Raw genomic sequence first — 24,020 nt, 5'->3', positions numbered from 1 at the left:
CCCCGAAACCGACCTGTGCAGGCGGATCGCGCCGGATGCGCGCAGGCCCGTGCAGGAGATGACGCTTGCAAGACCGGGACCCCAAGGCGATATGTTCACAGAGAAATGCAAACAACGAAGGGCCTGTTTGAATGCGGCACAGCTTTGCGTGGCAGTTTTGCGCAGCGCTCTTTCTGAGCGCGGGTCTGAGCGCTCTGGGTCCCGGTAGCGCCCGCGCGGATGACGTTACGGTTTTTGCTGCCGCCAGCCTAAAAACCGCTCTGGACGCAATTGCAGGCGCATTCGAGGCCGATACCGGGCACGTGGTGACAGTGTCTTATGCCGGAACCCCGGTTCTGGCGCGTCACATAGCGCTCGGAGCGCCTGCCGATATCTTCATCTCGGCCAATCCCGACTGGATGGACTGGGCAGAGGCGCGCGGCAGCCTTGTGCCCCAAAGCAGGCAGGACCTGCTGACCAACGATCTCGTGCTGATTGCCCATGGCACCGACGAGGCAGTCGATCTCAAACCAAGCGCATTGGTGGCGCGTCTCGGGGACGCCCGCATCGCGATGGCGCTTGTTGATGCGGTACCTGCCGGGATTTACGGCAAATCGGCGTTGTCGTATTTCGGTGTCTGGCACATGCTTGAAACGCGGATTGTGCAAACCGACAACGTGCGGGCAGCCCTTGCGCTGGTCGCCCTTGGCGAGGCCAAATTCGGCGTGGTCTATAAATCTGACGCCATCGCCGAGCCGCGTGTCAGCGTGATTGCGACCTTCCCGCCATCGAGCCATCCACAGATCACCTATCCCGCAGCGTTGATCGAGGGACGCGACACGCCTGCTGCTCGGGCGTTTTTTGACTATCTGCGTGTTCCGGCATCGCGCGACATGTTTGAGCGACAGGGCTTTGCCGTGGTCAACGGGGCGTCATGACAGACTGGCTCGGCCCCGATGAGTGGCGCGCGGTCGCCTTGTCCCTGAAGGTGTCCTTCTGGGCGACCTGTCTCAGCCTGCCTTTTGGTCTATGGGTGGCGCATCTTCTGGCACGTCGCGACTTTGCCGGCAAACAGGTGATCAACGGGCTTGTCCATCTGCCCCTGATCCTGCCGCCGGTGGTCACGGGCTACCTGCTCCTGACCTCCTTCGGCACCCAGGGTCCGGTCGGTCGCCTGCTGGAACCTTTCGGAATTGTCTTTGCCTTTCGCTGGACGGGGGCCGCACTTGCGGCGGCGGTGATGGCGTTTCCGCTGATGGTCCGCGCGATGCGGCTGTCCATCGAGGCGGTAGACCCCAAGCTGGAGCAGGCCGCCGCGACACTTGGCGCCTCCCGCGCCTGGGTTTTCGTGACGGTCACCCTGCCGCTTATCCTGCCGGGCATCCTCGCGGGCGCGATCCTCGCATTTGCCAAGGCAATGGGGGAATTCGGCGCCACGATCACTTTCGTCTCCAACATCCCCGGTCAGACCCAGACCGTCCCTTCTGCCATCTATGCGTTCCTGCAGGTCCCGGGCGGTGAAAGCTCGGCATGGCGCCTCGTGATCGTCAGTGTCATCATCGCCATGTCAGCGCTGTTGATCTCAGAGTGGCTGGCCAGACGGGCCAACCGGCGGGTGGCTGCGTGACGCTTGGTGTCATACTTCGCCACCGGTTCGAGGGTTTCGAACTGGATGTGGCGTTTGACGCGCCGCCGGGGATTACCGTGTTGTTCGGTCGCTCCGGCACCGGCAAGACAACTATCATCAATGCAGTAGCCGGGCTTCTTAAACCGGATGAAGGGCGCGTCGCGACAGAGGACTGGGTGCTTTTTGACACCAGCACCAACCATTGGGTGCCCCCGCATAAACGCCGGTTGGGATACATTTTTCAGGATGCGCGCCTGTTTCCGCATCTGACCGTGCGCCAGAACCTCGCCTATGGGCAGTGGTTTGCGCCAAAATCGGCACCGCGCGAAGATATGAGCCGGATCGTGGACATGCTCGGGCTGGGTGACCTGCTTTCAAGGCGGCCTGCGGCCCTGTCGGGTGGCGAAAAACAACGCGTTGCCATTGGCCGCGCGCTTCTGGCCTGCCCCCGCCTCATTCTGGCGGATGAACCTCTGTCCTCTCTCGATGAGGCGCGCAAGGCAGAGATCCTGCCATATTTCGAGCGCCTGCGTGACGAGACCAAAGTGCCGATCCTGTACGTCAGTCACGCGGCGACCGAAGTGGCCCGCATCGCGACATCGGTTGTTGCGCTGGACAAGGGGCGGGTCACCGGTCAGGGCCCGGCGGCCGAGGTGCTCAGCGATCCTGCCGTCACCCCGCTGGGCGTGCGTGCCGCCGGTGCGATGATCACGGCGCGGGTCACGGCGCATCATGCTGACGGGCTGAGCACGTTGCGGGCGGAAGGCAGCGATTTGCTGATGCCACGCGTGACGCAACCAGAAGGAACGGATGTGCGGCTGTGGATCGGTGCGCAGGATGTCATGCTGGCAATCGTCCGGCCCGACGGGATTTCCGCGCTCAACATTCTGGATGTGACGATCCGGGACCTCAGGGTCGGCACCGGGCCGGGTGTGATCGTGCAGCTGAGCTTTGGACGCTCGGTGCTGCTCGCGCGGGTAACGCGCCGGTCTGCGGAGGCGCTGAACCTTCACCCCGGACAGAGTGTCTTTGCCGTTCTGAAGGCGGTATCCTTGCCCAGAGACGCGGTAGGCGATGTGATGAACCGGACCTGAGCTAGTAATCGGACACCAGCAAATGCAGCGGTGGTTCGTTTTCGGTAATGTCGGAGAAACGTCCGATCGGCATTTCGAAGACGTTGTCCGTACGGTCGTCGTTCACGGTGGAGACTTCTCCCACCAAACAATCGCCCTTTTCCGCCCAGAACGCATGCCACACGCCGGGCATCAGCGTCACACTTTCCCCCGGCAATAACCGCAGGTGAGCCCCCGCCTGCAGCCTTCGTTCAACGCCGTCACAGGGCACTGTCACATCCGCCGCCCGGTCGATATTGCCCGCCGCATCCGGCGCAAACAGTTCGATGATCAACTCGCCGCCGCCCCGGTTGATAATATCCTCGGCCTTGATGTTGTGCCGATGCATCGGGGACAACTGCTTTTCCCGCGTGATCATGATCTTCTCGGCGTAGAGCATGCCACGCCCCTGCCCGAGGTCTTCGACCGTACCGTTGCGGGTTGTGAACAGAAACAATCCCATCTCGTCAAAACGTCCCTCACCGTAATCGGTGATGTCCCATCCAAGACCCCGCGCACGCAGCGGTGCGGCCTCGACGCTGCGCATTCTGTCGGGGTCCCAATAGGCAAAGGGCGGCAGAATGTGACCGAAACTGCGAATGAAGGCATCCCCTTCCTTGAGGATTTCATTGACGTCGGAACGGTTCATCTCAAGTCTCTTTCGCAGATTCTGAACGGCGCAAAACCGGGGTGTTCTGGCTGAGCCATCCTATGCCAGAAGCCACGCAAATACTCAAGATAGCGCTAACTGCGGTGCCGAAGCCCGGCCGTGGGGCGCGCTCAGGGCGAAAAACGTGGCGGATCATGCGCCAGAACATCAGGTACCACGCCTTCGAAGCGCGCAACCTGAACCGTTGCGGAATGCGCGGCGGGACCCTGGCTCAGGGAAGATGTGCGCAGATCGTGGGTCAGAACGTTCGGGTTGCCATGGCGGTCCCGATGCTGCTCTGCATCGAAATCGGGATCATACCATGCGCCGGTCCACAAGAAGGCGCAGCCTTGAAGAATGGCGTCGCTGACCACCGCGCCCGCGAGGCAGCGTCCGCGAGCATTCCATATCTCGACCACGTCGCCATCGACGATACCTCGCGCTGCGGCATCGCCGGGGTGCAGGATCACCGGTTCACGTCCCCGTATTTTCCGGCTGAGACTGAACGCGCCATTGTCCAGTTGCGAGTGCAGGCGCGTGCCGGGCTGGCCCGACAGCAGGTTGAGGGGATAGAGGGCCGAGGGCTGATCGCGGGGCGGCATCCAGCTTGCGTGGCCGTGACAATCGTTGAGGGCAAAACCGGCAATCGCATGCGAGAACAGCTCGATACGGCCGCTTGGGGTTGGCAGCGGGTGTGCGACGGGATCGGCCCGGAAATCCGCCAAAAACACCTGATTTGCCGAGGGGTCGGGCAATGTCAGCACGTCACCGGCCAAGAAGGCCTCCCAATCGGGAAGTGATACGCCATGGCGGCGCGCCTCGGTCTGCGTAGTTGTCCAGATTTCCCGGGTCCAGGCCTCGATGTCGCGCCCTTCGGTGAAGTGATCGGCCGTGCCCAACCGCGCCGATAGATCGGCATAGATGTCATATTCGATACGCGCCTCTCCCGGTGGTGCAACATGCGCGGGCATGGGCACAAGCGCATTGTCGGACTTGCCGGCGCCGAAATCCGTCCGCTCCTGCGGTGCGGCGACCGGAAGCACGATATCCGCATGCCGCGCGGTTGCCGTCCAATTCAGCTCGTTCACGATCACCGTCTCCGGTTTCTGGAACGCCCTGCGCAACTTGTTGAGATCCTGATGGTGGTGAAACGGGTTGCCACCGGCCCACCAGACAAGCCGGATGTCTGGAAACTGCCGCTGCGCGCCATCATAATCATATCGCGCGCCGGGGTTCAGCAACATGTCCGAAATCATCGCCACCGGAACGAATTTATCCACTGCGTTGGTCCCCTGCGGCAGCGTGCCCGACCGGAAGGGGCGTTCGATATTGCCGATATTGGCGTTGACCCCGTAGCCGATGGTATAGCCACCGCCGGGCAGACCGATCTGGCCGAGCATCGCGGCAAGGGTCACGGTCATCCACAACGGTTGCTCGCCGAAATCCGCGCGCTGCACGCCTGCCGCACAGGTAATTATTGTCCGCGAATGCGCCATGTCACGGGCCAGCGCGATGAGGCGTTCTGCCGGAATGCCGCTAATATCCCCGGCCCATTGGGCATCTTTTGGCACTCCGTCGTCCCTGCCCAGAATGTATCGCTCAACACGGTTGAAACCGATGGTATAGCGATCCAGAAAATCCCGGTCACACAGACCCTGCACCAACAGGGAATGCGCAAGGCCCAGCATGACGGCGGTATCTGTTCCGGGGCGCGGCGGCAGCCACTCCGCGTCAAGCTCGGCGTCGGCATCTCTTTTCATAGGGCTGAGATTGACGAACCGGACACCCTGCGTGTGACAGGCCGCGAGGTTGTCCCGCATCCTGTGTCGGGCCACGCCACCGTCCGACACCTGGGTATTGCGCCCCGCCATGCCGCCGAACATCACCACCAGATCACTGTGTTCCGCAATAACCGACCAGCGCGTGGCTTGCGCCACATGATCACGGTACGGCCCCACGATGTAAGGCATCAGGACCAGCGCCGCGTTGTAGCTGTAGTTGCCTTTCGAGCGCACAAACCCGCCCTGACAATTCAGAAACCGTTTCAGCTGGCTTTGCGCGTGATGCACCCGGCCGGCGCTTGACCACCCGTAGGATCCGGCAAAGAGTGCGCCATTGCCATGCAAGTCGCGCACCCGCGTCAGCTCTGCTGCAACAAGGTCGAGCGCCCTGTCCCAACTCACCTCGACAAAACTGTCCTCGCCGCGGGTGCCACCGCCCGGGCCATTTTCCAGCCACCCACTGCGAACCGCAGGCCGCAATACCCGCGCGCGACCGTTCAGGCTGCTAGCGATGTTCTGGTTGATCAGCGACGGATGCGGGTCATCGGGATGCGGGTGCACGGCGACAATACGGTCAGCGTGGGTTTCGACCACACCGGCGCCCCAATGGCTGGCCGTCAGCCTGTGCGGCCTGCGCGGCACTCAGACCCTCAATTCAGCTTTGACAGCATCCGCCATCGCCAGCCCGATATCGTGATGTGACTTCGCATCCAGATGAACGCCATCCACGGGATCAACCTGCGCCACCTGCGCAAGATCGATGCAGCCCACGCTCAATTCCCTGGCGACCTTCCGCAGGTGGCGCGGCAACTGTCTGGATTTTTCGGCCGCGCCGGCAAAACTGTCGACGAAAATGCCGGTTTCCAGCACCGGCACCGGGGCTGCCAGAAGGACCGCAGGTGCCGTGCCGTCCGGTCCGCTGTCGCATCTGCGGATTTCCTTTGCCAGCCGTCCAAGGCCAGCGGCGATGTCAAAGGCCGACGCGCCAAAATGCGATTTCAGATCATTGGTCCCCAGCATCACCACAACAAGATCGATGGGCCGGTGGCTTTCAAGAATGGCATGTAACGATCGCAGCCCGTTTTTGTGCAGACCGTCGATGGGGTCGTCAAAGACAGCCGTGCGTCCCGGATGCCCCTCCGCAATCACCTCCCAATCGGCGCCCAGGGCCTGCGCCATGACAGACGGCCAACGCTCCGCCCCTGCAAGCCGCGGGCGGTTCGCGTTTGACCGCATCGCCAAGGTGCCATGTGTATTGCTGTCGCCAAAGCATAATACGGTGCGCGGTGCCATCGGGCAGGTCTGTTCCTTGTCGGGGGCGACAGGTCGATCAGGCGTTGCGCGTGACGACCGGCACCACATTGGCGGTCACTTCTGCACGACAGTAGGTTTTGTCCCCTGTTCAGGCAAAGGGAAACTGCGCTAAGTATCCCCCGATCACCGAGGGAGAGACATCATGGCTTTGAAAACACGACACTGGGACCGCATTGGCAACGGTGGGCTCACCTTCACGGAAATAGGCTTTGGCACGGCACCGCTGGGAAATCTTTACAAAGCGATATCTGACGAGGAGGCGCGCGCGACGCTGGACGCGGCCTGGGAGGGTGGCGTGCGTTACTATGATACTGCGCCGCTTTACGGGATGGGATTGTCGGAAACCCGGCTGAACCCCTTTTTACGCGACAAGCCGCGTGAGGACTACGTGCTGTCGACCAAGGTAGGGCGCCTGATGCAGCACTGCGCGCCGGAGCACCGGTCCGGGGTCGGCAAGTGGTTCGAGGTGCCGCAGCGCCGCGAACAGTACGATTACACCTATGACGGGGTCATGCGGTCGGTGGAGCATTCATTCTCCCGCCTCGGCGTGGACCGGATCGACATCCTCTATGTGCATGACCTGTGTATCTTCTCGCATGGTTCCAAGGAGGTCTCGGACATGCGAATCGAAGAGTTCTTTGGCGGGCGCGGGTATGATGCGATGATCTCGCTGCGCGATCAGGGCATGATTCAGGCCATCGGCGGCGGCATCAATGAATGGGAGGTCTGCCAGACTCTGGCGGAACGCGGCGATTTTGACCTGTTTTTGCTCGCAGGGCGCTACACGCTTCTAGAGCAGAAGGCGCTGGACAGCTTTCTGCCGCTTTGCGAGGCGCGCGGCATCGGCATCGTTACCGGCGGCCCCTACAACTCGGGCATTCTTGCCACGGGCGCAAAACCGGGGGCGTATTACAACTACGAACCCGCGTCACAGGACATCATGGACCGCGTCAATGCCATCGAAGCGGTCTGCACCGACCACGGGGTGCGCATGGTTGACGCGGCCTTCCAGTTCCCGCTGCTGCATCCCGCGCATGTGGCGGTCGTTCCCGGTGGCCAGGGTGTGAGTGAAATGACGGCAAATCTGCAGGCGGCGGCCGCAGACATTCCCGGCGCACTCTGGGACGATCTGAAAGCCAGGGGATTGATGCGCGAAGACGCACCGACCTGATCACAGGCAAGGCGCAGAAAGGGTGATGACAGTGCAGCGTGGGTTCCCGACGTCCGAGTACGAAGCAAGGGTCGGTAAGGCCCAACGGCTCATGGCGGAGGCCGGTCTGGCAGCCCTGTTGCTGACGACCGAGCCCGAAGTGCGGTATTTCACCGGCTTTCTCACGCGGTTTTGGGAAAGCCCCACCCGCCCGTGGTTTCTGATCCTGCCGGCCGCGGGCAGGCCTGTTGCCGTTATTCCTTCCATCGGCGCCCATCTGATGGGTCAAAGCTGGATCACCGATATCCGAACCTGGCGGTCACCCGATTATGGTGACGATGGACTCTCGCTTTTAACTGATGCCTTCAAGGAACTGGTCCCACCCAGCGGTAAAATCGGCGTGCCCAGCGCGCTGGAATCGCATCTTCGCATGCCGCTTTCGGATTACGCGCGGCTTCAGGATGCGCTTGGGCCGGAACGTCTCGTCGCTGACAAGCTGATCATGCGCCGCTTGCGATCGGTCAAAACCGATGCGGAAATTTCCAAGATCTGTCACGCCTGCACGATTGCCGATCGCAGCTTTGCGCGGGTCCGCGATATTGCACGAACCGGGGTCACGCTTGACGAAGTTTTTCGCCGCTTTCAAATGCTGTGTCTGGAGGAAGGGGCCGATTGGGTCGGCTACCTCGCCGGCGGCGCAGGCCCGGGCGGCTATGGTGACGTCATCACGCCTGCCGTCTCCCGCGAACTTGCGTCGGGCGACGTGCTCATGCTGGACACAGGCGTCGTCTGGGACGGCTACTTCTGCGATTTTGATCGCAACTACGCGGTCGGATCGGTACCTCGGGACGTCGATGATGCCTATGCGCGGCTGATCGAGGCCACCGACGCCGCTTTCGAGATCGCCCGGCCCGGCGCCACGGCGGCCGATCTTTTTCATGCAATGGACAGGATCGTCAGCGGCGGCGAGGGTGGCTCTGACGCAGGGCGGTTGGGGCACGGGCTTGGCATGCAATTGACCGAATGGCCGTCCTTGATCCCGCAGGATGATACCGTGCTGGAACCCGGGATGGTGCTGACACTTGAGCCCGGCATCGAGATTGCGCCGGGGCAAACGCTCGTCCATGAAGAGAATATCGTTGTTTCGGGCACGGGTGCAGAATATCTTTCCGCGCCTGCTCCCAGAGACCTGCCGAGGCTGATGTAAATGACCCCTGCCCATGCCTACACGATGACACAGACCACTCCGCCGCAGATCGGCTTGGTGGTCCTGCAATCCGACGAGACACTGGAAGACGACATGCGGCGGCTCATCCCCCATTCGGTGCGGCTGCTTGTCACCCGCCTGCCTTCCGCCCGCGAAGTCACTTCTGAGACGCTGGCCCGGATGGAACACCATCTGAGCGATGCGGCAGCGCTGTTTCCGCGCAATCTGGCTTTTGACGCCGTTGGATATGGCTGCACGTCCGGCACCGCGCAGATCGGCGTGGAGCGCATAGCGACCTGTGTGCGGGATGGGACACGCACCGCCGCCGTGACCGAACCTGTTTCAGCGCTTCTTGCCGCCTGTGCCGCGCTGGGGGCAAAGCGGATTGCGCTGTTATCCCCCTATATCGAGAGCGTGTCGGATACCCTGCGCCGGGTTCTGGCGGACAACGGTATCGACGCGCCTGTTTTGGGCACCTTTGCGGAAGCCGAGGAGGCAAAGGTCGCGCGCATAGACGGCCCATCCATTCACGCCGCCGCCCTGCAGACGCTGGAGAATGCACAGGCGGATGCGCTTTTTTTGTCCTGTACGAACCTGCGCACGCTGGACGTCGTCCCCGATCTGGAACGGGCCGCAGGGATTCCGGTGATCTCCAGCAACCTTGTCCTGGGCTGGCACCTGCTGCAATGCGCAGGCGTTATCGGTGCGGACGTCCTGCCCGGCGATCTGCTTAAAGGCGCTTGAATTCATCCATCATAGATGTATCCGATACCGCGTACCGTCCTGATAATAGAAGGTTTTTGCGGATTGGCTTCGATTTTGCGCCGCAGCCGGGATATCCGGATGTCGATGCTGCGATCAAACGGATCCCAAGAGCGGTCATGCGCCTGTTCCAACAATTGATCCCGGTTCAATACACGTGACTTGTTCTCAGAAAACACCTTGAGCAAGCTGAACTCCATCGCGGTCAGCGGGATGTCGTCCCCGTCTGCGGAAAAGAGCTTGGCGGCATCAATATCCAGCGTGAACGTGCCAAACCGGACCGTGCGTCCGCCTGCCGAGCTCCCGGGGGTCGCAGCCGCCGGGGCCTGCTTTCTGCGCAGCACGGCCTTGATGCGGGCCTCGAGTTCGCGCAGATCCACCGGCTTGGCCAGATAGTCATCAGCGCCCATTTCAAGCCCGAGAATTCGGTCAATCACTTCACCGGCGGCGGTCAACATCACGACCGCCACGTCGTTTTCCGGCCGCAGGCTGCGCAGGATCGACAGGCCGTCTTCGCCCGGCATGTTGATGTCGAGCAAGATCAGGTCAACCGGGTGCGCTTCGATCCCTGCACGCAGGGAGTCGCTGTCTTGCGCCAGAACCACGGCAAAGCCCCTGCGTTTGAGGTATTCTTCCAGCATTTCACGCACGTCCGGCTCGTCGTCACATACCAGAATTGTAGGGATCTTGTCGGTCATGCGTCGCCTCCGGCTGCTTGCAGAATACCTGCCACGAATGATCTCAGCTCGTTTGGCGAGACAGGTTTTTCCAGAAACGGGCTTTTCGCTTCCTTGAGAAAGGTCTGGGAGGAGGTGCCCATCGTATCCCCCGTGACGAATCCTATCCTGTTGATAAGATGCGGAAAATCAGCTTTGATCGCCTCGAAGAAGCCGCGCCCGTCTATTTCCGGCATGTTCAGGTCGCTCAGGATCAGATCATAGGGGCCGCTTCCCAAAAGCTCGATGCCCCGTTTCGCCTTGTTGGCCACGTCAACCTCGTAACCCGCGCGCATCAGGATTTCGGCATTAAGCTCGGCCACGTCGATTTCATCATCAACGATCAGAACCTTCGCCGCTTTCGGCGCATGTGTGGGCACCTGAGCTTCTTTCTGGTCGCCGCTGCGCTTTTCGTGGTGAGCAGGAAGCTCGATCACGAAACGCGTGCCGTCCGTGAACTTCTTGTCGATCCAGATATTTCCGTTGTGAGACAGCACGATACGGTGGCACAGGGTCAACCCGATCCCGGTGCCGTTGCCCACGTCCTTGGTTGTGAAGAACGGCTCGAAAACACGGCTTTGTTGCGCCTTCGGGATCCCGGGGCCATTGTCCTCAACGGTAATCACGATATCACCGGACTGATCATTTTTCCGCGTGGCGACCACAACCCGGTCGCCGGTATTGCTGCCATGCATGGCTTGTGCAGCGTTCAGCAGCAGGTTCACTACCACCTGCGTCACCTGATCACCGTCCGCCATGCATGTCGGCAAATCCGGTGACAAGTCGCAGGTAATATCCAGCGTATTGCCAAGATCGCCGTATCTCGCGACGTCAACGGCAATCTGGATGATTTCATTGATGTCCGCTTCTTCGGTGCGCGATGGCTGTTGTCGCGCCATGGACAGAAATGTTTTGACGATCTTTGCACACCGCTCCGCAGCGCTGCCAATCTTGGTCACCTGGCGCAGAACATCCGGATCGGCAGTGTCTTCGCGCAGCATCAGCGAATGACCGACAACAACGGACAGCGGGTTGTTCAACTCGTGGGCGACGCCTGCCAGCAACTCCCCCAGGGCCGACATTTTCTCGGTCTGGTAGATTTTCTCTCTTTGCGAATTGAGTTCCGCCTCGATCTTCAATTCCTCTGTCAGATCGCGCGAGTGGGACACAATCGCGTCCCGCCCGTTATAGCGGATCAGGCGGGCCGAAACAGCACACCAGAACGGCTTGCGATGCCGATTGTAGTACTGGGCCTTGAACTCCTTGACGGTTCCGTTCTCGTATAATTCCTGAAGGTAGCGATCACGATCCGCGGGATCGACATAATAGTCTTCGATGGAGACAGCATCGCCAAACAGCGCTTGCGTTTCGGGGCTGCAGAACAGCGTCTCGCCGGTGTCGACATAGATCATCCGGATCGGGGCCGGACAGGCCTGCAACACCTGGCGGATCAGAGCGTCCCGCTCCAGCTGTTCCGTAATGTCGGTAAGGGCCGTCACCACGAAATCGCGTCCCGTAAACTCCACGATCCGGCCGGCAAACGATGCCTCGAACGTGGTGCCGTCCTTGCGCTGACAGGTAACATGGCTTGCTCCCGTGGCATCACCCCGCACCAGTGCCTCGATGAAGGTCTCATATGCCTCTTTGCTCGGGTGGTGCTCGACCGCGAATTTGGTTTCCCCGAAGATTGCCCGCGCTTCCTGCGACCGATACGTGATCTTGCCATCGTCCAGATGTGACATCACGATCGCCACGGGGCTGGTGTCCATCACGGTTGCCAGCAGGGTTTCGCGGTCGTGCACCATGGTATCGACCGCATGATGCTCGGTCACATCGCGGCGCATCACGACATGGCCGCCGTCGGACGTCGGCTGGAACCTGACCTGGTAGGCCCGACCGTCGGAGTGCTCGGCAATGACATCGCGGTCAAAATTGACCCTGTGATGCGACGCGCGATTCAGAAACGCCTGCGTGTCGTCAAACCGGTCGTCATATTCGCCCCGCTCAAGGCAGGCGGTCAGCATGTCGTCCCAATGCACCCCGGGCACGATCACATCCGCGGCCCGGGGAAACTGATCCACGTAGCGTTGATTGCAGGCGACGAGGATCATGTTCCGGTCAAAAACCGCGACACCTTCCGTCAGGGCTTCCAATGCGTCACGCAGCGGTCGGGGATCTTCGTGATCATTGGAGCTGACGGCCTTGTTCATGATGGCACAGTATCCCCGGATTGTTTCAGTTGATTTTCCCGCATGCGCTCAAATGTTTCAATTGTTTCTGCCCCTGCCCCGCGACCCGCTGCGTCACGCTCACCAAGTGGTTGAAAACGGGGTGACTTTTGAACCTCACAGCGCACCCGTCAGAAAAACGAAACTGAAACACGATCGGGCCGGTGCAGACATCCGACTGCAACATCACACGGGCAAAACAAGCCCCATCGCAACACAACAAATCAGACCATACGACCGGTGGTTCGCCACCAAAACGGAGTGAGTGCCATGACTGTGACCAGTTTTTTGCCAAGACCCATATCCTTCAACGCGGCTGCCGACGCGGTTGCTGCCGCGGTTAAGGTCGTCAAAACAGTTGCTCAGATCGCAATCGAGCCCGGCGTGTCAAATGACGTCACGCGCCTTGATGACCGGATGCTGAGTGACATCGGTCTCAACCCGGAATGTGTCATGCGGCCGAGCGATCGGGAGGCTTTTGAGGCAATCGCCCACCGCCCCTTCTGGTAAGGCCACGGGGCTGTTCACGGTGCCCGTCCGCCGCCCCATCGCCCGGATGATTGCCGCATTGGAAACACGTTTTCAGAAAGAGAAGATCATGACGAAGAGACATAATTCGATACTCGACACCATCGGGAACACCCCGGTAGTCCGCATCAACAAGCTGGGCCCCGACAACGTCGAGATCTACGTGAAGCTTGAAGCCTTCAATCCCATGGGGTCCGTTAAGGACCGGCTAGCAATCGGTGTCATCGAAGCGGCCGAACGCGACGGATCGCTGAAGCCCGGCCAGACGGTTGTCGAGGCAACCAGTGGCAATACCGGCATTGGCCTTGCGATGGTCTGTGCGCAAAAGGGATACCCGCTCGTGGTGACCATGGCGGAAAGCTTCAGCGTTGAACGGCGCAAGCTGATGCGATTTCTCGGTGCGAAGGTCGTGCTGACACCTGCGGCCGAAAAGGGCACCGGGATGGTCAGAAGAGCAAAGGAACTTGCCGAAATGCATGGTTGGTTCCAGTCTCGCCAGTTCGAAAACCCTGCGAATGCCGCCTATCACGAGGCGACCACGGCCGTTGAAATCGCCCGTGATTTTCAGGACATCGGACTGGACTACTGGGTCTCGGGATTTGGCACGGGCGGCACGATCAATGGCGTCGCCCGCGGCCTCAAGCGCCTGAGCCCGGGCACGAAGATCGTTGTCGCCGAACCCGATAACGCAAATCTGCTGGCGAGCGGCGAGGTCCAGCCTTTCAATCCGGATGGCAGCCCTGCGGCCAGCCATCCCGGGTTCAACCCCCATATGATGCAAGGCTGGTCGCCCGACTTCATCTCCAAATTGACCCATGACGCCCTGAAGGCAGGCGATATCGACCAGCTGAAAACCGTCGCTGGCACACAGGCGGTGGCGATGGCCAGGGCGCTGGCGCGTGAGGAAGGGATATTCTGTGGCATCAGTGGCGGTGCAACCTTTGCAGCCGCCGTCGATCTTGCCAAATCCGTACCCGACGGCGCCAGGATTCTTGCCATGTTGCCCGATACTGGCGAACGCTACCTCTCAACCCCGCTGTTCGAAGACATCCCGGCAGAGATGACCGATGACGAAAAAGAGTTGTCGATGTCCACACCGGGCGCGCTTTTCGATGTCACGGCGCCGGACAGGCAGGCAGACGATGCGAGCATGCCCGCCGGTATCGCCCTCTGACCAGGGTCGGGCGGGCGCGCCTGCCCCTCCCCCCCGCTACTCAACTCCAGCAGAAAAGGAGCGTGCCATGGCCCGCTTTTACAACAGCAATCGCCACGCCGCAGCCCAGATGGCACAACATGCCGGGCAGAAATATCCCACACCCGGGCCGCGCCAGATGCCGCGCGAGGCGCGGGAATTCCTCGAAGAATTCGGTGTGTGGCCAACCTCCGGCTAGGCGCTACGCCGCAGCCGATGCCACCCCGGCTGCGGCATTGATTTCCGGCATCGCATCAGATTGCCTGATCGGAGCCGTCCCCCCATCGTGGTAGTTTCTCGTATGTCTTCAGACACCCGGTCCCCGTTGGGTATGACCATGCGGGACCGCTTCCCGTGCAAACGTATGTTTCGTCGCGGCGGATACCACCGGTTGGCGAATATCCCTTAGAACCCGAAGCGCGGCGCGGCGACGCCCCATCGGTCGGGCACGGACACCAGGACGCGCCTGAAACACTTGAAACACAAGAGGCGCGGTTCAGACATCGGGTTGAAATGCAGCGACGGTAAAAAACGACAACCAAAGAACGAGAAGGATCAGGAAATGACTTTCGTGTTTGCACCCGCCTCTCCCGCAACCGCAGGGACCACGCCAACGCAGGAAACGGTTGTCGCGCTGCATGGCTCTGCCAGCGCGCCATCGCAATGGCGTCACCTCGCAGCCGGGCTGCAGCGTGACCTCACCGTGGTGACACCCGCCTTGCCCGGATATGGCGATGACCACGATCAATCAACCGGCAGGCCGCAAATCCTGGCGCAAATCGCCAAAAAGATCATGCAGGACGTGGCGGTCCACGCGGACCCCGTCCATCTTGTAGGCCATTCGTTCGGGGGGGCGGTCGCGTTGAAGATGGCGAGCATGTTCCCCGACAAGGTGCGCAGCCTGACGCTGATCGAGCCCGCCGCGTTCAACGTTATCTGGAACAGCTGCGGGATATCGACGCCCAAGACGGCGCGCTTTAACCAGACCGTTCGGCAATCCCGGGTTGCCTTGAAGGCCGGCAATGCCACCGAAGCCATGGCGATCTTTACGGATTTCTGGAACGGAAGCGGCTTCTGGCACCGGATCGGCGCGGACCAGCGCCCCAGGATGACCCGGCATGCAACGCAAATCCACGACGATTTCGTGGCCCTGGTGTCAGACCGGTTCACGCCCGCAGACGCCGCCCGCGCAGGCTGCCCGGTTTTGTGTATTTCAGGCGACAGGTCGCCTGTCGAAATCAGGGATATCACGTCCTTGCTGGCACAACAGCTTCCCTGTTTTCACCACGAAACCATCACCGGTGCTGGCCATATGGTGCCGATCACCCACGCCGATATCGTCACGCCGATGATTGGTGAGTTTCTTGCCAAAGCAGGTAACGAATGTCAGAAATATAGGTGCGCGGCCTGAATCTGGCCGCGCAAGATGTCCAAGGTGAACACTGTGGCGCAATCCCTCTTCGACAAATATGGCGGTTTTTCAACCATCAGCCGAATAGTGATGTCCCTCTACGACCGGCTGCTGGACGACGATACCGTTGGCCCGTTTTTTGACGATGTCGACATGCCGAAACTGGTGGATCATCAGACCAAGTTCATCTCGGCGCTTCTGGGGGGGCCTGCCTCTTTCTCAGATGATCATATCGAACGCGCGCATCGCCACCTGACGGTCAACGACGCACAGTTCGATCAACTGAAGGTCCTGGTCAACGAAACGCTATCTGACTTCAATATCGAAAAACAGGACATTGAAACCGTCCTTGACGCCTTCGAGCAACGTCGCGGACTGCTGGTGAGGGCCGACGATGTCAATTGAAGCGATCAATGAACAATTGCTGCGGGCCATCGGTGTCGGGGTTGCCCTTGTCGATCTCAGCACCATGACGCTGGGCTTTCGCAACGATACCTTCGCGGAATGGTTCGGACCACAGGACAATTCCTCGAAACTGGGTGAGCTTTTCCCGGCCATCGACATGGACGAGATACAGAAGAGCCTCAGGACGTCCGGCCGGTACACCACCGAGGCGTCTTTCAAGCTGCGTCGCCGCACGATGACCGTCGCGATGGAATTCAACCGCGCCGCACAGCAGGGCGGCTCGATCGCCGTTCTGGTCTGCCAGAATATCACCCGCATCAAAGAGCTGGAATCGATGATCGACAGCTATTCGGTCATGGTCGAACGCAACACCCGGGAAATAAAGCGCGAGAAGGATCAGGTCGAAAAACTGTTGCTCGATATGATGCCGCGCTCCGCGTACGAAGAATACAAGTCTTTCGGCATCGTTGCCCCGCGCGTCTTTGAGCCTGTGTCCGTGCTGGCGCTGGATTTTGTCGATTTCGACGCGCTGATCGCCAAGCACGAACCCGGCGTGATCGTCAGTGAGCTGAATGATATCTACAGCGCGCTGGACCGTATCGGCGAGCAGTTCGGGTGCCAGCGCATCCGCACCCACGGTGACAGCTATATCTCGGTTTCAGGCGTCCCGGACGCCGAGCCCGAGCACGCGATGGCGGTCGCCAACGCGGCGGTCAGGTTTCTGCGGTATCTCAAACAGCGCAATGACAGCCATCCGATCCGATGGCAGCCACGTGTCGGCCTCGCCGCGGGCGAGGTTGTGGGGTCCGTTGTCGGTGTCCAGCGCTATATCTACGACGTTTTCGGCCCGGCAGTATCCCGCGCGCTGTCGCTTCGCCGGGTCGCCGCGCCCATGTCCATTCGGGGCGATGCCGCGATCTCCGAATTTCTCGACGACACTTTCGATTTCCAGGACTGCCCCGCGGTCGACGGCGTGAAGTCGATCTGCGTGTCGGAACGCAGCGCCGCGCCCGCCGCGGGCTGATCGCGCTCCGATGCCCGGCCCGGTGACGCCCCTCCTGCTTGAAACCCTAGCCGGTCTGAATGACGGCGTGGCGTTGTTTGACGCGGATGCGCAGCTGCTCACGGCCAATCGCGCGTTCCGCGATATGAACCCCAAGCTCGAAGACCTGCTGAACGAGGGCACGTCCTGGGACATTCTGCTGCGCGAGGCGGAAATCAGGGGCATTTATCCAAAGGATGTGTGCAAGCGCCTGACGATCATCGAGGCGGACCTGCTGGGCACATTGGATGACGGTCATCAGGTCATTACCCCCGCGGGTCCGGGTCATTCCTTTGTCATTCGGCTCTCCGCCAGATCGGACGACGGATTCATCCTCACCCAGACGGAAAGGCTTGAAGATGAGGGAGCAAGGGATGCCGAGAGCGAGGTCGAGGTCCTGCTCAGCAAGGTGCTGGAAGCCTGCCCCGCCTGCCTGACCATGTCGCGGATCGGCGATGGCCAGATCATTTATCGCTCGCCCGCCGCGACGGCGTTGCTGGGACAGGCCAAGAGCAGCTTCTCACATTTCGCCAAACGCGCGGAGCGTGCGGATTTCATCACCGCGCTGTTGCCGGATGCCCGGGTCGATGACATGCGCGTGACCGGCATACGCGCGGATGGGTCCGAATTCCCGGCCGGGATTTCCGCGCGGCTGATCGAGTACCGTGGCGAAGACGTGATCGTGTCCAATATGGAGGACCTCAGCAGTATTCTTGCCGTGCAGGCGGAGCTTGCGCAGAAAAGAACGCAGGTCTTTCAGGCCGAAAAGATGTCCGCGCTGGGAGAACTGCTTGCAGGTGTCGCGCACGAGCTGAACAACCCGCTGTCGATCATCGTTGGCAATACCGAGATGCTGAAAGAAGACCTCGACGGCACGCCGCATACAAGTCGGATCGACAAGATGGGCGGTGCGGCAGAGCGATGTGTCAAGATCGTTCGCTCCTTTCTGGCCATGGCCCGGCAGGAACCCCTGCACCCCAAACCCACCTCTGCCGGGGAGATCTTCAGAACTGCGCAGGATGCAATCGGCACGCTGGTCAGCGAACATCCTGTGGAGGTCTTGATTGACCTGCCCGACGACCTGCCGGACATGATGGTGGATGAACTGCAGATATCACAGGTGATGATCAACCTGCTGACCAATGCGGTACATGCCATTCAGGACAGCGGCATCGGCGATAAGATCACGGTGACGGGCTTTGCCGCGCCGGGCTCGGGAAGCGTCACGCTGATCACTGCCGACAACGGCCCCGGCGTGGACGACAAGATCGTCACGCGCATTTTCGACCCGCTGTTCACCACGAAAGAGGTCGGCAGGGGCACCGGTGTCGGGCTGGCGTTTTGCCACCGGGTTGTGTCGGCCCATGGCGGAACCATTGAACTGATACCCAAGGGCACACCCGGGGCGACGTTCAGCGTGACGCTGCCTCAGGCGATGCGGCGGTAGGTCAGAGCCCCACGCGATCGGAAAAGCGCCTGACCAACCCGTGAAACTCCGCATGGGACGCGGGCACCAGCCGCTCCAGACTGTGGTACGCAAGCTGCGGATTGCGGCGCTTGGCCTCTGTCAGCCATCGGGCGGAATTGGGCGCATCGCCGTTGAGCCAGTGGCTCATCGCCGCGAAGACCGCCATCCCGGCATGTGCACCCGGAGAATGCGCCGCAATCTCCGCCCATTTCACGGCCTCCGGCAGATTCTCCCTTGCGATGTTCACCCACATCTTTCCGCCGGTCATGCCGGGGCGCATCGGATCAAGCGGGCTGAGCGACAGCGCGCGGTCGGTGTTTGCCATGCCGGTGTCGTAATCACCTGAAAAGATATTTGCCCAACTGGCACCGTAATAGCCCAACGCATAGTTGGGACTGGCCTGGGTTGCACGCTCGAACCAGGGTTTGCCGCCCTCGGTATCGCCGTCAAGCCAGTGACACCGCCCCATCATGAAATTTGCGAATGGGTCCCTGGGCTGCAACTCGATTGCACGCTCCGCCGCCCGCAGCGCCGCCAGCCGCTGCTTTTCCACATCGTCCTCGTACCGCATGAACCCGGCCTGGAAATGAACGAAGGCAAGGCCCGCATGGGCGCGACCAAGCGTCGGCTCAAGCGCGATGGCGCGTTCGAACATGGATTTGGCAATCAGGTTGCCTTGACCACTGAACTGGTAGATCTTTTGCAAGCCCACGTGCATGGCAGACCAGGCATCCAAATTGCTGGCATCTGAGAATTGAACGCGGGCCGCTTCGTGTTGCGGAATTTCCAGCTCGGCGACGGAAATCACATGGGCGACAATCTCTGCCCGCAGTTCCTGCAAACGGTCAAGCCGGGCCTGCTTGCGCATCGCCCAAACGACATGCGCGGTGCGGGTGTCGGACAATTCGACATCGATCACGACATCCTGCGCAAGGATTTCGACACTGCCGGTCAGGCAGTACCGTGCGCCCAGGATATCGCCGAGTTGCCGAACGTCGGTCCCGCTGCCGCGAAACCGGAATGTCGATCCCTGCGCGATGACCTTGAGCCACCGAAGACTGGAAAGGGAGGCGATCAGCTCTCTGGGAATGGCCTCGCCGATTGCGGGCACTTTTTCCGGGTCCCCGATGAGATCAAAGGGCAGCACGGCAATCGACGGGGCGGACTGCCCCTTGTCCTTTTCGGCGCCGATGTCCAGGATTTCCCCATCACCGGAGCCTTTCGCCGGCGCCACCATTTTCACGTCGGCGACGAAGCGAAACCCCTTGCCGCGCAAGGTACGGATCACTTTCTGCGCCTGCCCGTTGTCGCCAAGGAGTTGCCGGAGCGACTTGATCCGGCTTGTCAGGGCGGATTCCGAGACAAACCGCCCGCGCCAGATCTTTTCGAGCAATTCGTCCTTGGTGATGAAGCGGTGATGATTGCTGATCAGCAGGACCAGAAGGTCGAACACCTGCGGCTCCGCGCGCAGCATCTGCCCGCCGCCGGTGATCTCGCGGCGGTCCGTGTCTACGCAAAAATCGTCGAAGTGATATGTCATCTCAGTCTGATTCGGTGCTTTTCCACCAAGACCTAGTGTAATTGCACGCGGTCTTCAGTGAACCTCCACACACTCTCCACCCCATCTCCAAGCTCTTGGCCGGCACCTGCGTGTAAGCAGCGATCATCGTAGTTTTTTAAATGGAGATTATGTCGTGACACACACAACCGGCTACCGTGCCCATTTGCCACAATTGGACGGCGCTCTTTTTCTGACCGATGGTGGTATCGAAACCACCCTGATTTTCGAAGACGGATTTGACCTGCCCCACTTTGCCGCGTTCACGCTGCTGAACGACACCAGGGGGACCGGCGCGCTGAAGGCCTATTTCCAAAAATACCTCAACATTGCCGTGCAGAAAGACATGGGCTTCATCCTCGAAAGTCCGACGTGGCGCGCCAGTGCCGATTGGGGAAAACTGCTCGGGTTTAACGAGGCGCAGATGTCAGCTGCCAACGAGGACGCGATCTTTCTGATGCGGACCCTGCGCAACGCGAACTCCGATGCGACGCAACCGATTGTCATCAGCGGGTGTATCGGGCCGCGCGGCGATGGCTATGACCCCGGCGACGTTATGACAGCGGATGCGGCACAGGCCTATCATAGCCTGCAGGCCCGCGCCTTTGCCAAGGCGGGCGCGGACATGATCACCGCAATCACCATGACCAACACGCCGGAAGCAATTGGCCTGACCCGCGCGGCGGTCGCCGAGGGCATGCCCGTGGTGATCTCCTTCACCGTGGAAACCGATGGCAAGTTGCCGACAGGGCAGCCCTTGGGTGACGCGATCGAGCAAGTCGATGCAGAGACCGGCAACGCCCCGGCCTACTACATGATCAACTGCGCCCACCCCGATCACTTTGAGCCAACGCTGCGCCGTGGCGGGGATTGGCTGCACCGTCTCAAGGGGCTTCGGGCAAATGCTTCGCGGATGTCGCATGCCGAGCTGGACGAAGCGGAGGAACTGGACGCCGGTCAGCCGGACGAACTGGGTCAGGACTACCGCCGGCTTCAGAGCATCCTGCCCGGTCTCGCCGTTGTGGGGGGTTGTTGCGGAACCGACCATCGGCACGTCGATTGCATCAGCAGTGCCTGCACGCATAAGGCGCATGAACCCGCCTGAATAAAGCGCAGAGCCCTGATCTGAAAGCTCTTCGGGCACAACCCCGCGCCGTGGCACTGGCACCGGCGCGGGTTCCTTTTTGCGGCGGACTCATCGCCGGTGCTGGGCCGCGCCGTGTGGCAGGTGCGATACCCCGCCCATCGCCCGACCTTCCGGGCAATGCGCAAGATGACGACCGGGCGCTTTGCGCCGCCCGATGCCGGTTACTTCTCAGACAGCGTTTGCGCCAGGCGCATCAGGGTGACTGCCTCGGCCCGGTACCCAAAGGCATCGCTGCCCCGGGACCGCGCGGCCAGATCAATCGCTTCCTGGTATCCCCACTGTCCCAGGTGGTCGCCACCACGCAACAACTGGCCAAACCCGGCGATCGCGGCGGCAAACCGCGCGTCCGTGTCAGGTGTGACGGTGTCCTTGGTCACCGGCAGCTCCAGCAACCGGCTCGATTGACTGCCGGGTGCCTTGTAGCGCAGTTTGACAAAAGCAATCTCGTCCGAGGCCGGATCGCCTGTTATTTGACCCCCGCCATACCGCAGCGGTTCAGAGAGGGCGGCCGCTGATCCCACGGGCGTGATCTCGTAAAGCGCGGTCACCTGGTGCCCGGCACCGATTTCGCCGGCGTCGACCGCATCATTGTTGAAATCCGTCCGTGCAAGGCGACGGGTTTCATAACCGATCAGGCGATATTCGGACACCTGTGCGGGATTAAATTCAACCTGTACCTTCACGTCATTCGCTATCGGGAACAGCGCACCGGACAATTCATCGTTCAGCACCTTTTGCGCTTCGGACAGCGTGTCAATGTAAGCCGCATTGCCGTTCCCGTTCTGTGCGAGAGCCTGCATGACGCTGTCTTTCAGGTTACCACGCCCGAAGCCCAGAACCGACAGATACGTTCCCGCGTCACGTTTCTGCGCGATGTAGCTTTTAAGCGCTTCCGGATCAGAAATGCCGATGTTGAAATCGCCATCCGTGGCGAGGATGACGCGGCTGACCTCCCCCTCTTCGGTCATGGTCTCGGCGATCGAATAGGCCTGCTGCAATCCGGCCTGCCCGGCGGTCGAGCCCCCAGCGGACAAGCCTTGCAAGGCCCCGAGAATGGCTGCGCGGTCGTTTGCCGGGGTTGGTGCCAGCACTTCGCCGGCGGCGCCGGCATAGGTCACGATGGCCACTTCATCCTCCGGAGCCAGCGACGTCAGCATCAGGCCGAAGGACTGGATGAGCAGCGGTAACTTGTCCGGGCTGTTCATCGAGCCCGAAGTATCGATCAGAAAGACGAGATTGAGCGGCGGCCTGCGGTCGCGCATCGGCAGTTCGCCCTGCAGACCGATGCGCATCAATTGCGTACCGCTGTTCCATGGCGTCTCGAAAACCGAGACCGAGGGCGCAAATGCCGCGCCGTCACGTTCAGGGCCGGCATAATCATAGGGGAAATAATTGATCATTTCCTCAATGCGTACGGCCTCTGCGGGCGGCAAGCTGCCTTGCGTCAGCGACGACCGGATGACGCTGTATGACGCGGTATCCACGTCGATTGAGAAGGTCGAAACACTGTTTTCCGCCGTCACCGTGACACCGTGTGCCACATCATTGGCAAACCGTTCGGAACTGGCCACCGGACCTTGGAGCCGAGAAATCTCGTCCCCGGTCCGCATGGAGGCAGGAGCTCTTTCAAACGCGAGAGGCGCACGCTTCAGATTTGACAGCGCATCAAACGTCGCCGCCTGTTCCTCTATCACGACGGGGGCCTCGACAACCGGTTCTGGCGGTGCTGAGACAATGGATCGGTCGGCTGCGTTATCCACCGCTGCCCGGTTGCGCGTTTCGGATGCCGGGATGGGCGCGGGCGGGGCATTGCTCAAGTCCAGATTGGGCAGCACAACAAATGCCGCCAGTGATGCAACGGCAATCGACGAGGTGGCGGCAAGCGCCATGGGGGTGTTCAACCGGGTGATCATATTCCTAAATCCTCTCAGAAATCCCCGCGCATTGGGCGCAGGGTCCTGAGGTAGACGCGCCGGGTCCGTCGATCCTTGGGCGGCGTTAAAGGTTTTCAGGGCCAGTTCCAGATCTCGCGCACGTTTCGTCGCGGATGGCGTCGGCGTCGCCTGGTCAAGGGCACGCTTGAGTGTTTTGATCTCATTATCCATCTGCTGTCTCTTTCTGTGCCAGGTCACGCAGGTGTTTCTTCACCTCGGACATGCGCCATGAGATGGTGCCTTCCGACACCCCCAGAATTTCACCCGCCTGCGCATGGGTCAGATCCTCACCCACGGTCAGCGCGGCCGTGTCGCGCAAAACCGGCGACAGGCCGCCCATCGCTGACCACAACCAATCCTGGGCTGCCGCTTCCTCGGACGCTGCCTGCCGCAGAGCCAGTTCCCGCTCGCCCCACCCCAGTGCGGCCTTTGCCTGCGTGGCATCGCGCCGCCGTTTGTCATGACAGGCATTCACGATCACGCGGTAGAGCCATGTTTTAAGCTGCGCCTGCCCGTGCCACTGCGCTATTTTCCGCGCCAGTCCAATGCAGATCTCCTGTGTAAGGTCTTCGGCGTCCTGACGATGGCCCGAAAACCGGAAGGCGACGCGGAAAATCAGATCGTAGTGCCGATGAATCAATGCGCCAAAAGCCGCCCGATCTCCGGCAGCGGCTTGGTGCGCCAACTCAGCATCTGAAACTTGCAATCGCATATCCCTCTTTAGACGCAGGTCTTCGGGCGATCCTTGGACAGGATCGATATTTTCTTCCAAGCACGAAACCTGTTCCGCCAGCAAACTGAATTATCTCG

General features: G+C 60.9%; 22 protein-coding genes. 14 read left to right on the top strand and 8 right to left on the bottom strand.

Features of this window, described 5'->3' with window-relative positions:
- The first annotated feature begins 131 nt into the window (after nucleotides 1–131).
- From modA to modC, 3 genes are read left to right on the top strand one after another with little or no spacing between them, the layout of a single operon-like run.
- Nucleotides 132–917: a molybdate ABC transporter substrate-binding protein gene (modA, locus tag KX928_RS19715; protein WP_219506145.1), complete on the top strand. Its 786-nt coding sequence runs from the start codon at nucleotides 132–134 to the stop codon at nucleotides 915–917.
- Nucleotides 914–1,606: a molybdate ABC transporter permease subunit gene (modB, locus tag KX928_RS19710; protein WP_219506143.1), complete on the top strand. Its 693-nt coding sequence runs from the start codon at nucleotides 914–916 to the stop codon at nucleotides 1,604–1,606. Before modA ends, modB begins: the two co-directional genes overlap by 4 nt.
- Nucleotides 1,603–2,700, top strand: coding sequence for a molybdenum ABC transporter ATP-binding protein (gene modC / locus KX928_RS19705; RefSeq protein WP_219506495.1), 1,098 nt, complete (start codon nucleotides 1,603–1,605; stop codon nucleotides 2,698–2,700). Before modB ends, modC begins: the two co-directional genes overlap by 4 nt.
- Before the next feature lies 1 nt (nucleotide 2,701).
- Here modC and KX928_RS19700 read toward each other — a convergent pair whose 3' ends face one another.
- From KX928_RS19700 to KX928_RS19690, 3 genes are all read right to left on the bottom strand, one after another.
- Nucleotides 2,702–3,367: a D-lyxose/D-mannose family sugar isomerase gene (locus KX928_RS19700; RefSeq protein ID WP_219506141.1), complete on the bottom strand. Its 666-nt coding sequence runs from the start codon at nucleotides 3,365–3,367 to the stop codon at nucleotides 2,702–2,704.
- A gap of 131 nt (nucleotides 3,368–3,498) precedes the next feature.
- A complete protein-coding gene (locus KX928_RS19695) occupies nucleotides 3,499–5,790 on the bottom strand; it encodes a molybdopterin-dependent oxidoreductase (RefSeq protein WP_308342400.1) in 2,292 nt (763 codons plus the stop codon).
- Entirely contained in the window at nucleotides 5,791–6,441 is a 651-nt protein-coding gene (locus tag KX928_RS19690; RefSeq protein ID WP_219506139.1) for an SGNH/GDSL hydrolase family protein, read from the bottom strand.
- A gap of 163 nt (nucleotides 6,442–6,604) precedes the next feature.
- On the opposite strand from KX928_RS19690, the gene KX928_RS19685 reads away from it, so the two are divergent.
- Genes KX928_RS19685 through KX928_RS19675 form a run of 3 tightly spaced genes read left to right on the top strand, consistent with a single transcriptional unit; the run spans nucleotide 6,605 to nucleotide 9,563 of the window.
- Nucleotides 6,605–7,633 carry an aldo/keto reductase gene (locus KX928_RS19685; RefSeq protein WP_219506137.1) on the top strand — a complete coding sequence of 343 codons (1,029 nt, stop codon included), beginning with the start codon at nucleotides 6,605–6,607 and terminating at the stop codon, nucleotides 7,631–7,633.
- Nucleotides 7,634–7,658: 25 nt separating this feature from the next.
- The gene (locus KX928_RS19680) at nucleotides 7,659–8,819 is read left to right on the top strand and encodes a M24 family metallopeptidase (RefSeq protein ID WP_219506135.1); all 1,161 of its coding nucleotides are present in this window, start codon (nucleotides 7,659–7,661) and stop codon (nucleotides 8,817–8,819) included.
- Nucleotides 8,820–9,563 (top strand): maleate cis-trans isomerase family protein, encoded by a 744-nt coding sequence (locus KX928_RS19675; protein ID WP_219506133.1) that lies wholly within the window; start codon nucleotides 8,820–8,822, stop codon nucleotides 9,561–9,563.
- 2 nt (nucleotides 9,564–9,565) lie between these two features.
- Here KX928_RS19675 and KX928_RS19670 read toward each other — a convergent pair whose 3' ends face one another.
- Nucleotides 9,566–10,279 (bottom strand): response regulator, encoded by a 714-nt coding sequence (locus tag KX928_RS19670; protein WP_219506130.1) that lies wholly within the window; start codon nucleotides 10,277–10,279, stop codon nucleotides 9,566–9,568.
- Nucleotides 10,276–12,507 carry an ATP-binding protein gene (locus KX928_RS19665; protein ID WP_219506128.1) on the bottom strand — a complete coding sequence of 744 codons (2,232 nt, stop codon included), beginning with the start codon at nucleotides 12,505–12,507 and terminating at the stop codon, nucleotides 10,276–10,278. The genes KX928_RS19670 and KX928_RS19665 overlap by 4 nt, the downstream gene beginning before the upstream one ends.
- Nucleotides 12,508–12,795: 288 nt before the next feature.
- Here KX928_RS19665 and KX928_RS19660 point away from each other — a divergent pair, with 288 nt between their 5' ends.
- The 7 genes from KX928_RS19660 (at nucleotide 12,796) to KX928_RS24260 (ending at nucleotide 18,550) form a co-directional block, all read left to right on the top strand.
- Nucleotides 12,796–13,035 carry a DUF1127 domain-containing protein gene (locus KX928_RS19660; RefSeq protein ID WP_219506126.1) on the top strand — a complete coding sequence of 80 codons (240 nt, stop codon included), beginning with the start codon at nucleotides 12,796–12,798 and terminating at the stop codon, nucleotides 13,033–13,035.
- Between the two features lie 88 nt (nucleotides 13,036–13,123).
- Nucleotides 13,124–14,227, top strand: a complete 1,104-nt coding sequence (gene cysK, locus KX928_RS19655; protein ID WP_219506124.1) for a cysteine synthase A — start codon at nucleotides 13,124–13,126, stop codon at nucleotides 14,225–14,227.
- A gap of 67 nt (nucleotides 14,228–14,294) precedes the next feature.
- A complete protein-coding gene (locus tag KX928_RS19650; RefSeq protein ID WP_219506122.1) occupies nucleotides 14,295–14,444 on the top strand; it encodes a hypothetical protein in 150 nt (49 codons plus the stop codon).
- A 363-nt stretch (nucleotides 14,445–14,807) separates the two neighbouring features.
- Entirely contained in the window at nucleotides 14,808–15,656 is an 849-nt protein-coding gene (locus tag KX928_RS19645; RefSeq protein ID WP_219506120.1) for an alpha/beta fold hydrolase, read from the top strand.
- A 33-nt stretch (nucleotides 15,657–15,689) separates the two neighbouring features.
- Entirely contained in the window at nucleotides 15,690–16,061 is a 372-nt protein-coding gene (locus KX928_RS19640; protein WP_308342398.1) for a group I truncated hemoglobin, read from the top strand.
- Complete coding sequence (locus KX928_RS19635; protein WP_219506117.1) at nucleotides 16,051–17,085, top strand: adenylate/guanylate cyclase domain-containing protein; 1,035 nt, start codon at nucleotides 16,051–16,053, stop codon at nucleotides 17,083–17,085. The genes KX928_RS19640 and KX928_RS19635 overlap by 11 nt, the downstream gene beginning before the upstream one ends.
- Nucleotides 17,086–17,107: 22 nt before the next feature.
- Nucleotides 17,108–18,550, top strand: coding sequence for a sensor histidine kinase (locus tag KX928_RS24260; RefSeq protein WP_219506115.1), 1,443 nt, complete (start codon nucleotides 17,108–17,110; stop codon nucleotides 18,548–18,550).
- A 1-nt stretch (nucleotide 18,551) separates the two neighbouring features.
- Here KX928_RS24260 and KX928_RS19625 read toward each other — a convergent pair whose 3' ends face one another.
- Nucleotides 18,552–20,111 (bottom strand): winged helix-turn-helix domain-containing tetratricopeptide repeat protein, encoded by a 1,560-nt coding sequence (locus KX928_RS19625; RefSeq protein WP_219506113.1) that lies wholly within the window; start codon nucleotides 20,109–20,111, stop codon nucleotides 18,552–18,554.
- Nucleotides 20,112–20,265: 154 nt separating this feature from the next.
- On the opposite strand from KX928_RS19625, the gene KX928_RS19620 reads away from it, so the two are divergent.
- On the top strand, nucleotides 20,266–21,234 hold the full coding sequence (locus tag KX928_RS19620; protein WP_219506111.1) for a homocysteine S-methyltransferase family protein: 969 nt from the start codon (nucleotides 20,266–20,268) through the stop codon (nucleotides 21,232–21,234).
- A gap of 203 nt (nucleotides 21,235–21,437) precedes the next feature.
- Here KX928_RS19620 and KX928_RS19615 read toward each other — a convergent pair whose 3' ends face one another.
- Both KX928_RS19615 and KX928_RS19610 read right to left on the bottom strand, forming a co-directional pair.
- The gene (locus KX928_RS19615; RefSeq protein ID WP_219506109.1) at nucleotides 21,438–23,381 is read right to left on the bottom strand and encodes a vWA domain-containing protein; all 1,944 of its coding nucleotides are present in this window, start codon (nucleotides 23,379–23,381) and stop codon (nucleotides 21,438–21,440) included.
- On the bottom strand, nucleotides 23,374–23,922 hold the full coding sequence (locus KX928_RS19610; protein WP_308342397.1) for an RNA polymerase sigma factor: 549 nt from the start codon (nucleotides 23,920–23,922) through the stop codon (nucleotides 23,374–23,376). Before KX928_RS19610 ends, KX928_RS19615 begins: the two co-directional genes overlap by 8 nt.
- Between the last annotated feature and the right edge of the window lie 98 nt (nucleotides 23,923–24,020).

Source organism: Roseobacter insulae (genome assembly GCF_019375555.1).
Classification (GTDB): Bacteria; Pseudomonadota; Alphaproteobacteria; order Rhodobacterales; family Rhodobacteraceae; genus Roseobacter; species Roseobacter insulae.
Note: the sequence above shows the minus strand (reverse complement) of the source record. Positions and strands in the feature narration are given on the sequence as shown.